The organism is Streptomyces sp. LUP47B (assembly GCF_001746295.1).
Classification (GTDB): Bacteria; Actinomycetota; Actinomycetes; order Streptomycetales; family Streptomycetaceae; genus Streptomyces.
In genome coordinates, this window is record NZ_MJAH01000009.1 from 100,999 (window position 1) to 112,772 (window position 11,774).

Here is an 11,774-nt window from a genome sequence, read left to right on the forward strand (position 1 = left end):
CCTTCGTCCATACCAACCGCAGGGGGGACCCGACCATGAGTGTGACCCGAAGACACCTGCTGGCCGCCGGTGCCGGGGCGGCCGTCGCCGCAGGGGTGCAACAGGTCGCGAGCGCCGCTGACCTGCCGACGGTCGGGACGTACGACGTCGTCGTCATCGGCTCCGGCGCCGCAGGCATGACCGCCGCGCTCGCCGCCGCCAAGCAGGGCCTGAGCACCGTGGTTCTCGAGAAGGCGCCCACCTTCGGCGGATCCGCCGCCCGTTCAGGGGCCGGGATCTGGATCCCCAACAACCCCGTCATCCTCGCCGCCGGCGTCCCGGACACCCCGGCCAAGGCGGCCGCCTACCTCGCCGCCGTCGTGGGGCCCGATGTACCGGCCGTCCGACAGCAGGCCTTCCTCCGACACGGACCCGCCATGATCTCCTTCGTCATGGCCAACAGCCCGCTCCGTTTCCGCTGGATGGAGGGGTACAGCGACTACTACCCGGAGCTCCCGGGCGGCCTCCCGAACGGCCGTTCCATCGAGCCCGACCAACTCGACGGCAAACTCCTCGGCGCCGAACTCGCCCACCTGAACCCGCCGTACCTCGAAGTCCCCGCAGGTCTGGTCGTGTTCAGCGCCGACTACAAGTGGCTCGCCCTGTCCGCGGTCAGCGTCAAGGGTGCCGCCGTCGCCGCCGAGTGCCTGGCGCGCGGCACGAAGGCGGCCCTGCTCGGGCAGACGCCGCTCACCATGGGGCAGTCGCTGGCGGCCGGGCTGCGGAAGGGACTCCAGGACGCCGGCGTCGCCGTCCGGCTCAACACCCCCCTCACCGAGCTCTACGTCGAGAAGGGCGCCGTCGCCGGAGCGGTGACCCCGGGCGGGCTCTACCGTGCCCGCCGGGGCGTGATCGTCGGCTCCGGCGGCTTCGAGCACAACGCGGCGATGCGGGCGCAGTACCAGCGGCAGCCCATCGGCACGGAGTGGACCGTCGGCGCGAAGGAGAACACCGGGGACGGCATCCGGGCGGGCCAACGAGTCGGCGGCGATCTCGCGCTGATGGACGACGCCTGGTGGGGGCCGGCCATCCCGATCCCCGGCGACCCGTACTTCTGTCTCGCCGAACGCACCCTGCCCGGCGGGCTCATCGTCAACGCGGCCGGTCGGCGCTTCGTCAACGAGGCCGCCCCCTACAGCGACGTCGTCCACACCATGTACGACCGGAACCCGACCGACCCCGACATCCCGTCCTGGCTGATCGTCGACCAGAACTACCGCAACCGGTACCTCTTCAAGGACATCGCCCCGACCTTCGTCCTCCCCGACGACTGGTACGGCTCGGGCGCCGCCCACAAGGCCTGGACGTTCGACGCCCTGGCCGCCTCCATCGGCGTCCCGGCCGCTGCCCTCCGGGCCACCGTCGACCGTTTCAACTCCCTTGCCCTGAAGGGCGACGACACGGACTTCGGGCGCGGCGACAGCGCCTACGACCACTACTACACGGACCCGTCGGTCCTCCCGAACTCCTGCCTGGCCCCGCTCTGGCTGCCCCCGTACTACGCCTTCCGGCTCGTCCCGGGAGACCTGGGCACCAAGGGCGGCCTGGTGACCGACGCCCGCGCGCGCGTCCTGCGGCCCGACGGCTCGGTCGTCCCCGGCCTGTACGCCGCCGGGAACGCCAGCGCGGCCGTCATGGGCCACAGCTACGCGGGCGCGGGCTCGACGATCGGTCCCGCGATGACCTTCGGGTACATCGCGGCCCGGGACATCGCGGGGGCGCTCTAGTCGCGCCTGAAGATCAGGGCGGCCTGGCGGGTCGACTCGTTCGGGAGGGGTTCGCGCACCGTCCGGGAGACGGGCGCGAACCCCGCCGCCGTCAGCAGCTCAGCCATGTGCTCCGGCTGCCGCCGCAGGAAGTCCAGCGTCACCGGGTGTCCCCAGGGATTTTCGTGGCGGCGGGGCTCGTCGCCGATCTGGAACGCGAGGAGCAGATGGCCGCCGGGCGCCAGGACTCGCCTGAACTCGGCGAAGAGGGACGGGAGCTGGTCCACAGGCGTGTGGATGGAGGAGTACCAGGACACCGCGCCGGCGAGTGCGCCGTCGGGCAGGTCGAGCTCCAGCATCGAGCCCCGCTCGAACCGCAGCCCCGGGTTCTCCCGCCGCGCGATCGCCAGCATTGAATCCGACAGATCGAGGCCGAAGACGGACAGCCCGAGAGAGGCTAGGTGGGCGGTGACCCGTCCGGGGCCGCAGCCCAGGTCGGCCACGGGCTCGCCTCTGCCGACGAGTGCGGCGAACGCTGCGAACACGGCCCTGTCCAGTGGCTTGCCGTCGATTTCGTCGGAGAAGCGCTCTGCGTAGTCCTCGGCGATGGCGTCGTAGAACATTCGGGTGCTGGTGAGGAAGTCGGCTTCGGTCATGGCCGGGGACCCTAGTGGCCCCCACTGACACTCAGGCCACACCGGCCGCCCGCAGTACGGCAGTTGCCCCGGCCGCCCCCAGCACCACCACCACGAACGGCGCCCTCCGCCACGCCAGCACCGCCCCCACCAGGACCCCGGCCGGCCGCGCCCACCCCGCGAATCCGCCGCCCTCCGTCAGCGAACCCGTCGCCAGCAGCGCCACCAGCAGCACGACGGCACCCGCGCCCAGCAACTCGCGGACCCGCCCCGGCAGTTCCACCCGCCCGTGCAGCACAGGCCCGACCAGCCGGAAGGCGTACGTCCCCACCGCCAGCGCCAGAATCATGGCGACCGTCGCGCTCACACCGGCCTCCTGCCGCCGTGGAGGACCAGTCCCGCCAGCGCCACCAGCACCGGCACCCCCGCCGGGACCGCCGGCGTCACCGCCAGGGCCAGCCCGGCGCCGAGCAGCGCGGACCGTCGTATCGCCAAGGACTCCCGCAGGGCGGGCAGCACCAGGGCGACGAGGACGGCGGGGAAGGCCGCGTCCAGGCCGTAGGTGCCGGTGTCGCCCAGGGCGTCCCCGGCGAGGGCCCCGGCCAGGACGCCGGTGTTCCACACGGCGAACAGACCGAGCCCGCAGACCCAGAAGGCCGCCCGGCGGCGGGCCGGGTCCGGCTGGGCCAGGGCGAAGGCCACCGTCTCGTCGGTGACCAGGTGCGCGCCGAGGAGACGGGCGAGCCGGCCCCGGCCGAGGATGTCCGCGACCGCGAGGCTGAAGGCGGCCGTACGGGTGTTGAGCAGCAGGCCGGTGACCGCCGCGGCGACCGGACCGCCCCCGGCCAGCAGCACCCCGACCGCGCTGAACTGGGCGGAGCCCGCGTACACCACCAGGGACATCACCACCGGCACCCACACCGGCAGGCCGCCGGTGACGGCGATCGCGCCGAAGGAGACGCCCACGACCCCGCTCGCGAGCCAGACGAGCGCACTGTCACGGACCAAGGCTGTTCGCTCTGCCGTACGCATGTTCACTACACTGGACGGTACCGCCTCTGTTCGTCAAGGCGAACGATCGTACCGATGGAGCGAACAGCATGTCCGACAGCCCCCCGCCCCGGCTCCCCCTGGACTGGATCGCCGCCTCCCTGCGCCGCGAACGCACCCGCGCCGGGCTCTCCCTCTCCGAGCTGGCCAAGCGCGCCGGAATCGCGAAGTCCACGCTGTCCCAGCTGGAGGCGGCGAGCGGGAATCCCAGCGTGGAGACGCTGTGGGCGCTGGGGGTGGCGCTCGGGGTGCCGTTCAGTGCCCTGGTGGAGCCGCCGGCGTCGTCCGTGCGGGTGATCAGGGCGGGACAGGGGCCGAGTGTGGCCTCGGAGAAGTCCGAGTTCGCGGCCACCCTGCTCTCCGCGAGTCCGCCCGGAGCGCGCCGGGACATCTACCACCTGCGGGCCGAACCCGGTGCCGTACGGGAATCGGAGCCACACATTCCGGGGACCGTGGAGCATCTGATCGTGAGCACGGGGCGGGTGAAGGCCGGGCCGGTGGGGGAGGAGGCCGAACTGGAGCCCGGTGACTACATGACGTATCGGGGGGACGTGGCCCATTCATATGAGGCGCTCACCGCCGGCACGACATTCGTGCTTGTCATGCAGCACCTGTAAAAGCAAAGGCAGGAGCCCCGCTACCGTGCGGCGCGGGGCTCCTTGGGTACTGCTTTCAGGTCCGGATCAGAGGCTGGATGGCCAATGAGACGGGATCAGACGGGGGTGACGTTCTCCGCCTGCGGGCCCTTCGGGCCCTGGGTCACGTCGAAGGAGACCTGCTGGTTCTCCTCCAGCGAACGGAAGCCGCTCGCGTTGATCGCGGAGTAGTGGACGAAGACGTCGGGGCCGCCGCCCTCCTGGGCGATGAAGCCAAAGCCCTTTTCGGCGTTGAACCACTTCACGGTTCCGGTAGCCATAAGCCCTCCTTGGGCCCAAAAGGGTTGCCCTGCTCCAGAACCTGCAAGTGTGAAAACAGTGCCGCACAACTGCATATGTCTGAAAACGACTAGAGCCTGCGGTTACATGCTCCGCAGGCTCTGTACTGCAAGGGAAACCAAACTGCAACTTGCGGCGAGCCTAGCATGCAGGCAGCCGAAAGCAATAGAGGCCAAGATCACGTCACCCGGAGGTTTGAAGATCGCACGCCGGTTGACTGTGGGGCCGAAGTCCGAAGCGTACCCCAAGGGGTCTACTGTCGCGATGTGGACAATTCTCGCACCCGGCCGCGCGTCGGCCACATCCAGTTCCTGAACTGCCTGCCCCTGTACTGGGGGCTCGCGAGGACGGGCACGCTCCTCGATTTCGAGCTCACGAAGGACACCCCGGAGAAGCTCAGCGAGAAGCTGGTGCAGGGAGACCTCGACATCGGGCCCATCACCCTCGTCGAGTTCCTCAAGAACGCGGACGACCTGGTCGCCTTCCCCGACATCGCCGTCGGCTGCGACGGCCCGGTCATGTCCTGCGTCATCGTCTCCCAGGTCCCGCTGGACGAGCTGGACGGCGCCAGGGTTGCCCTCGGGTCGACCTCGCGCACCTCCGTACGCCTCGCCCAGCTCCTCCTCGCCGAGCGCTACGGCGTCCGGCCCGACTACTACACCTGCCCGCCCGACCTGAGCCTGATGATGCAGGAGGCGGAGGCGGCCGTACTCATCGGAGACGCGGCCCTGCGGGCGAACCTCCTCGACGGCCCGCGCTTCGGCCTCGAGGTGCACGACCTCGGCTCGCTCTGGAAGGAGTGGACGGGGCTGCCGTTCGTCTTCGCGGTGTGGGCCGCCCGCCGGGACTATCTCGAACGCGAGCCGGTCATCACCCGCAAGGTCCACGAGGCCTTCCTCGCCTCCCGGAACCTCTCCCTGGAGGAGGTCGGCAAGGTCGCGGAGCAGGCGGCCCGCTGGGAGGACTTCGACGAAGAGGTGCTCGCGAAGTACTTCACGACGCTGGACTTCCGGTTCGGGGGACCGCAGTTGGCGGCGGTCACGGAGTTCGCGCGGAGGGTCGGGCCGACGACGGGTTTCCCCGGGGACGTGAAGGTGGAACTGCTTCAGCCCTAATCTGCATCTGCACCTTATGGGGGAGGCCGGTATGCAGCCGCTGGGAGTCGACGAACCCACCACCGTGGGGCCCTACCGGCTGCTCGGCCGACTGGGGTCCGGCGGCATGGGCCGGGTCTACCTCGGCCGCAGCGCCGGGGGCCGCACGGTCGCGGTCAAGATCGTGCACCCGCACTTCGCGCTCGACGAGGAGTTCCGCGCCCGCTTCCGCCGCGAGGTCGACGCGGCGCGCAGAGTGGGCGGGGCCTGGACCGCGCCGGTCCTCGACGCGGACCCGGAGGCGGCGGTGCCGTGGGTCGCCACGGGGTACGCGGCGGGCCCTTCCCTTGCCTCGGCGGTCACGGACGGGGGCCCGCTGCCCGAGCATTCCGTACGAGTCCTGGGGGCGGGCCTCGCCGAGGCGCTCGCGGCCGTGCACGGACTGGGGCTCGTCCACCGGGACGTGAAGCCCTCCAACGTCCTGCTCACCGTCGACGGCCCCCTCCTCATCGATTTCGGCATCGCACGCGCCACCGACGGAACCGCGTCCCTGACCTCGACCGGCGTCTCCATCGGCTCGCCGGGTTACATGTCCCCCGAACAGATCCTGAGCAAGGGGGTGTCGGGCGCGGCGGACGTCTTCTCCCTGGGCGCGGTGCTGGCGTACGCGGCCACGGGAGCACCACCCTTCCCGGGGGACTCCTCGGCCTCGCTCCTCTACAAGGTGGTCCACGAGGAGCCCGAACTCGGGTCACTGACCGGCGAGTTGCGGGAACTCGTGGGGGCCTGCCTGTCCAAGTCGGCACAGGAACGGCCGACCCCGGCTGAGGTGGCCCGGCGGCTCGCCCCTGAGGGGGCGGCCCGGCTGGTGGCGGCGGGATGGCTGCCGGGGGCGCTGGTCGAGCAGGTGGGGCGAAGTGCCGTACAGCTGCTGAATCTTGAGGCGGTGGGGGAGCGGACTGGGGAGCAGGCCTCCGGGCCTGTGGGGTTCAGCAGTCCTTCGGTGGGTGGTGGTTCGCCGGGGACGGCGGGGGCGTTCGGGCCGCCGCCGGTGATGCCGCTGGTGTCCGCGGGGGCGCCTCCGGCCGACGCGGCCGGGCCCCCGGCGTTTCCGGTCACGCCACCGGCCACCACGGGCGGACCCTTTGTGCCCGAGCCCCGGGACGCGGCGCCGCACGAGACGGTGGTGCCCTCCGACAAGCGACCCGGTCCCGGTCGGCTCTCCGTTTCCGTCGCCGCCACCGCCACGCCCGGAGAGGGCGGCCGCGGGCGCCGGATGAGTTGCACCGTGGCGCTCGCGGTCGCCGGGGCGCTGGCCGCGGTGACCGTGGGGTCGGTGTTCCTGTTCGACCTGCTGCCGGGGCGGGGCGACGACGACTCGGCGAGCTCCAGTCCCGGCAACGGCGCCTACTCCTCGGCCCCGACCTCCGTACCGTCGGCCTCCCTGCCCTCGGCTTCCTCGCCGCCGTCCGCGTCCTCCCAGCCGTCCAGCGCGGCGCCGAGCGGGCCTTCCGAGGTCCCCGACCGCTATCTCGGCACCTGGGAGGGGCCGGGCAGCGGTCTCGGCGGGAGCCTGCCGATGGGGACCTTCCGGATCACCGTCAAGAAGGTGAGCGTCGGCGAGGAGTTGGGCCGACTGCGGCAGACCGACGCGATCGGGGCCGAGTGCACCGACGTCCTCACGCTGAAGCAGGTCACGGAGACGGAGCTCGTCACCACGGCCGTCGGCGCGAAGGACAACCACGCCGGCTGCAACCCCACCGCCCACACCGTCCGCCTCACCACGGTCGGCGACGACCTGAAGTACACGTCGGAGAGCGAGGCCGAGGGATACCCCGAGGCGCGGATGTCGAAGGTCGAGCGGTGACGCAGCTGCTCGTCGTCCCGGCCGCACTGTGGGGAGCGGCGACGGGTGCGCTGCTGCCGCGCGCGGCCTACCGCTACTCCGTCCCGACCGGGCAGCCGTGGCGGACAACCTGCCCCGACGGGCACCCGCTGGGCGGGTGGCTCGGACGGGCGAGGTGCGGAACCTGCGGCACCCGGCAGTCGTACGGTCCCGGCACCCTCCTCCTCTCCACCGTCACCGCCCTCCTCTGCGCCGCCCTCGCCGCCGCCACCGGCACCCGCCCGGAGATCGCCGTCTGGCTGCTGCTCGCCCCCGTGGGCGTGCTGCTCGCCGTCATCGACCTGCGCGTACGACGACTGCCCGACCCGCTCACCCTCCCCCTCGCGGCCGCCGCCCTCGCGCTGCTCGGCGCGGTCTCACTGGTGCCCGAGCACACCGGGAACTGGCTGAACGCCCTGTTCGGCGCCCTCGCGCTCGGCGCCGGCTACTGGGTGCTGTGGCGGATCAACCCCGGCGGCATGGGCTTCGGCGACGTGAAGCTGGCGCTCGGGGCGGGGGCGGTCCTGGGCTGGTACGGCTGGGACACCGTGCTGCTCGGCACCTTCGCCGGCTTCCTGCTCGGCGCGCTCTACGGCGGTGTCCTGGTCCTGGTGGGCAGGGCGGGACGCAAGACGGCGATCCCGTTCGGGCCGTTCCTGATCACGGGGGCGTACGCGGGCCTGCTGATCGGCGCGTACACGGCCTGACATCGGCCTGACATCCGGCTTGTCGGAGGGCTGGCGTAGGCTGGCCCGGTCCGCCCGAATCCTTGACGAAAGGCACGCCCCGGTGACCGAGAAGGCCGACCTTCAGTCCGTCCTCGACCGTGCCGCCGAGGGTGGGCGCATCACTCCGGAGGAGGCGCTCGACCTCTACCGCGACGCCCCGCTGCACGCGCTGGGCTCCGCCGCGGACGCCGTGCGCCGCCGTCGGTACGCGGGCACGGAGCACATCGCGACGTACATCATCGAGCGGAACATCAACTACACGAACGTGTGCGTCACGGCGTGCAAGTTCTGCGCGTTCTACGCCCCGCCGACCGCCAAGGACAAGGGCTGGACCCGCGACCTGGACGACATCCTGCGCCGGTGCGCGGAGACCGTCGAACTCGGCGGCACGCAGATCATGTTCCAGGGCGGCCACCACCCGGACTACGGCGTCGAGTACTACGAGAAGCACTTCGCCGCCATCAAGAAGGAGTTCCCCCAGCTGGTGATCCACTCGCTGGGCGCGTCCGAGGTCGAGCACATGGCCCGGATCTCCAAGGTGAGCGTCGACGAGGCGATCCGGCGCATCCACGCGGCCGGCCTCGACTCGTTCGCGGGCGCCGGCGCGGAACTGCTCCCCGAGCGTCCCCGCAAGGCCATCGCGCCCCTCAAGGAGTCCGGCGAGCGCTGGCTGGAGATCATGGAGACGGCGCACAACCTGGGCGTGGAGTCCACCTCCACGATGCTCATGGGCACCGGCGAGACCAACGCCGAGCGCATCGAGCACCTGCGGATGATCCGTGACGTACAGGACCGGACGGGCGGCTTCCGGGCGTTCATCCCGTACCTCTACCAGCCGATGAACAACCACCTGAAGGGCCGCACCCAGGCCACGATCTTCGAGTACCTGCGGATGATCGCGATCTCCCGGCTCTTCATGGACAACATCGCCCACATCCAGGGCTCCTGGCTGACCACCGGCCAGGACGCGGGCCAGCTGACGCTGCACTACGGCGCGGACGACCTCGGCTCGATCATGCTGGAGGAGAACGTCGTCTCGGCGGCCGGTGCCAAGCACCGCTCCAACCTCCAGGAAATGATCGACATGATCCGCACGGCGGGCCGGGTCCCGGCCCAGCGCTCCACGACGTACGAACACCTCGTCGTCCACGACGACCCGGCGAACGACCCGGTCGACGCGCGTGTGGTGTCCCACATCTCCTCCACGGCGATCGCGGGCGGTACGGCGCATCCCGAGCTGAAGATCCTCGCGTCCAACTAGGCCCGCCTTGCTGACGATCCACACCGCCGACCTGCTGATCCCGGGCGGCGGAAGGTCACCGCTGCCCGGTGGCGCGGTACTGGTCGAGGGGCGGCGGATCGCTGCCGTAGAGGTCTACGAGGACCTGGCCGCCGCACATCCGACGGCAAGGGTGCGCCGCTGGCCGGGAGTTCTCACCCCGGGCCTGGTGAACCCGTACGGCCCGGAACTCTTGGAGCAGGCCTACCATCCGGACCCACGCGAGGACTTGGGCAACGAGCCGATCTCGGGCGAGGCGCTGAAGTCACTGGGCATGACGGACGCGAGGTGGGGCGCGAGCGCGAGGCGGGGCGTACAGCGAATGCTGGCGCACGGGACGGTGGCGGTGGCGGGGGACTTGAGACGCCCCATGGTGGCAGACGCCGTGTACCGGGCGGGGATGACGAGTGAAGAACGCTTCGAGGATCCTGCGGGCCCACCCACTCTCGACCCGCTGATCGGACGGAGCCTGGCCGAGGCGATCCTGATGCCCCTGCTGCCGCACATGGGCATCGACGCGACCTTCACGGTTTTCGACGTGTCGGGCGAGGCGGCGCTGACGGAGGAGGGCGCGATCACCTGTGTGGCAACAGTGATCGCCGGCCGCCTCTTGCATCGACGGCGCTGAGACCCACCTAGGGGCGCGGGGAACTGCGCGACCAGCCACAACGCACCCGCACCCAAAACTCAACCAGCCAACGCCTTCCCAAACGCCCCCGCCGACTGAGAAACCCCACTGCAATTGGTCAACGGATCATCCTCGTCCGAGCTCCCCGACTCACACTCCTGATCCCGAAACGTCGACCACATCGACACCCACGCCACCTCCTTCGCCTCGGCGAACTCCCGCACCTGCGCCGCGTCGGACAACGTGAACGTCTCTCCGTCCACATCATTCGTCCCGATCATCGACGTGAGCGCCATGGCCCGCCACGCGGTGGAGTCGGACGTACCGAAAACCTCCTTCAACTGCGCCTGCGCCGCCTTCGCCGAAGTGATCGCGTAATCCCCCATGTCCCCGTCGTACGACTCCCCGTAGTTCATCGTCATGATGTTGACGGTCGACACCTGAACCGACTTGTCGTTCGCGGACTCCAGCAAGGCCACACTCCCGTCGTCGAGCCCGGACGGCATCACGGGAAGCGTGAACGAGACGGCGAGATCGCTCCGTTGCTCCTGGAGCAAAGCGATCGCCTCGGACCGCAGCTCCACCGAGTCGGAGTCGGTCAGCGCGTCCCCCTCGATGTCGAAGTCGGCGAGTGAGGAACCGGCGGCATCCAGCGCCTTTCCATAAGCCGCGGCCAGTTTCGCCGCGGTGGAACAGGTCTCGGCCAGCTCCTTCCCGGACGCCCCGCCGAACGAGACCCGCACCTGGGCCCCGTCCTCTTTCAGCGCACTGATCCGGGACGCGACCGACGAGTCGCCGATGGCGGACGTGCCGTTCCAGGAAGGCGTGCAGGCGCTGCCGTCGGCGATCACGAACGCGAGGTTGTACACCGAGGGCGAGCCCGCGGAGTCGTTGCCGGACGCTTCGTCAGCGCTGACGTAGGGCGCGTACGCGGTGACCGACGACGCGGCTTCCGACGCCGACGCCGAGACGCTGCTCTGTTCCGCAGGCTCCGCGTCCGAGGCGCTGTCCGATTCGGCGGAGCACCCCGTCATGGCCAGGGCAAACAGACAAGTGAGCCCGGCGGCCGGCTTCAGGAAACCCCGCATTGTTCATGCACCCGCTCTCGTGATTTTCGTCTCAGGCTTGAAACAAAGGGTCATTCGGAAGGAGAACGTCTCATGCGAAGCCGGTGTTCAAAGCGACGGTCGATACACAGAAGATCCATGGGTCGCATCTCGTGAATCGGGCCAAACGGGCGAATTGAATGGGGCATTCCGCTCACTTCCCTCCATGGTGACCCGCGCAGGCGTTCGTGGAATCTCTCAGGGAAAAGACAGGTTAAGGCGTTTCTCATATGCGTCTCACAAGAATGGACGACTCGGTCACATAAAGACTCCTTAACGTCTTGGGAATGCAATCCGAGACTGCCATCGAAAACCGTGCGGACACGCACGGTCGCCGCCGCAAACGCGGTAGTAACGGGTCCGCCGAGGGCCCGGTGTTCGTTGACAACTCCGGACGCCGCTCCAGGATGCTGCGCCGGATCGGCCTTCTTCTCGGCGTTCTGTCCCTCGGGTACGCCGTCGTGCTGGGCCTGGCCTTCATGGGCATCGGCGTCTCCAGCACGACGCTGCTGCCCTTCGCCGGCGGCGGTCCCGGCGGTTCCTCGAACTCCGGCCCCGGCGGCTTCCAGCCGCAGGGAGGTATCGGCACCCCGCCGGCGAGGCCCTACGGCACTCCGCCCACGGGCACCGCCACGGGAGCTCCGCCGAGCACCGTGCCGACTGCGACCGCCTCCGCTGCCTCCAACTGA

General features: G+C 70.3%; 13 protein-coding genes. 8 read left to right on the forward strand and 5 right to left on the reverse strand.

Features of this window, described 5'->3' with window-relative positions:
- Positions 1 to 35: 35 nt before the first annotated feature.
- Positions 36 to 1,766, forward strand: coding sequence for a 3-oxosteroid 1-dehydrogenase (kstD, locus tag BFN33_RS26715; RefSeq protein WP_069762715.1), 1,731 nt, complete (start codon positions 36 to 38; stop codon positions 1,764 to 1,766).
- Here the strand turns inward: kstD and BFN33_RS26720 are convergent.
- Genes BFN33_RS26720 through BFN33_RS26730 form a run of 3 tightly spaced genes read right to left on the reverse strand, consistent with a single transcriptional unit; the run spans position 1,763 to position 3,412 of the window.
- Positions 1,763 to 2,401: a class I SAM-dependent methyltransferase gene (locus BFN33_RS26720; protein WP_069762716.1), complete on the reverse strand. Its 639-nt coding sequence runs from the start codon at positions 2,399 to 2,401 to the stop codon at positions 1,763 to 1,765. The two genes, kstD and BFN33_RS26720, sit on opposite strands and share 4 nt — an antisense overlap.
- A gap of 31 nt (positions 2,402 to 2,432) precedes the next feature.
- Positions 2,433 to 2,747, reverse strand: a complete 315-nt coding sequence (locus BFN33_RS26725; protein WP_069762717.1) for an AzlD domain-containing protein — start codon at positions 2,745 to 2,747, stop codon at positions 2,433 to 2,435.
- Positions 2,744 to 3,412, reverse strand: coding sequence for an AzlC family ABC transporter permease (locus BFN33_RS26730; RefSeq protein ID WP_069762718.1), 669 nt, complete (start codon positions 3,410 to 3,412; stop codon positions 2,744 to 2,746). The genes BFN33_RS26725 and BFN33_RS26730 overlap by 4 nt, the downstream gene beginning before the upstream one ends.
- Positions 3,413 to 3,480: 68 nt before the next feature.
- Here BFN33_RS26730 and BFN33_RS26735 point away from each other — a divergent pair, with 68 nt between their 5' ends.
- Positions 3,481 to 4,047 carry a helix-turn-helix domain-containing protein gene (locus BFN33_RS26735; protein WP_069762719.1) on the forward strand — a complete coding sequence of 189 codons (567 nt, stop codon included), beginning with the start codon at positions 3,481 to 3,483 and terminating at the stop codon, positions 4,045 to 4,047.
- Positions 4,048 to 4,142: 95 nt separating this feature from the next.
- Here BFN33_RS26735 and BFN33_RS26740 read toward each other — a convergent pair whose 3' ends face one another.
- Positions 4,143 to 4,346: a cold-shock protein gene (locus BFN33_RS26740; RefSeq protein WP_003992177.1), complete on the reverse strand. Its 204-nt coding sequence runs from the start codon at positions 4,344 to 4,346 to the stop codon at positions 4,143 to 4,145.
- Between the two features lie 285 nt (positions 4,347 to 4,631).
- Between BFN33_RS26740 and BFN33_RS26745 the strand changes: the two genes are divergently transcribed.
- The 5 genes from BFN33_RS26745 to BFN33_RS26765 all read left to right on the forward strand — a co-directional run bounded on the left by BFN33_RS26745 (position 4,632) and on the right by BFN33_RS26765 (position 9,979).
- Positions 4,632 to 5,480, forward strand: a complete 849-nt coding sequence (locus BFN33_RS26745; protein WP_069762720.1) for a menaquinone biosynthetic enzyme MqnA/MqnD family protein — start codon at positions 4,632 to 4,634, stop codon at positions 5,478 to 5,480.
- Between the two features lie 31 nt (positions 5,481 to 5,511).
- Positions 5,512 to 7,326, forward strand: coding sequence for a serine/threonine-protein kinase (locus BFN33_RS26750; protein ID WP_069762721.1), 1,815 nt, complete (start codon positions 5,512 to 5,514; stop codon positions 7,324 to 7,326).
- A complete protein-coding gene (locus BFN33_RS26755) occupies positions 7,323 to 8,051 on the forward strand; it encodes an A24 family peptidase (protein WP_069762722.1) in 729 nt (242 codons plus the stop codon). The genes BFN33_RS26750 and BFN33_RS26755 overlap by 4 nt, the downstream gene beginning before the upstream one ends.
- Positions 8,052 to 8,133: 82 nt before the next feature.
- Positions 8,134 to 9,333, forward strand: a complete 1,200-nt coding sequence (gene mqnC, locus BFN33_RS26760; protein WP_069762723.1) for a cyclic dehypoxanthinyl futalosine synthase — start codon at positions 8,134 to 8,136, stop codon at positions 9,331 to 9,333.
- A 7-nt stretch (positions 9,334 to 9,340) separates the two neighbouring features.
- Positions 9,341 to 9,979, forward strand: coding sequence for a hypothetical protein (locus tag BFN33_RS26765; RefSeq protein ID WP_079141029.1), 639 nt, complete (start codon positions 9,341 to 9,343; stop codon positions 9,977 to 9,979).
- Between the two features lie 59 nt (positions 9,980 to 10,038).
- Here the strand turns inward: BFN33_RS26765 and BFN33_RS26770 are convergent, their stop codons facing one another.
- On the reverse strand, positions 10,039 to 11,067 hold the full coding sequence (locus tag BFN33_RS26770) for a chitinase (protein WP_069762724.1): 1,029 nt from the start codon (positions 11,065 to 11,067) through the stop codon (positions 10,039 to 10,041).
- 392 nt (positions 11,068 to 11,459) lie between these two features.
- On the opposite strand from BFN33_RS26770, the gene BFN33_RS26775 reads away from it, so the two are divergent.
- Entirely contained in the window at positions 11,460 to 11,774 is a 315-nt protein-coding gene (locus BFN33_RS26775; protein WP_370743322.1) for a hypothetical protein, read from the forward strand.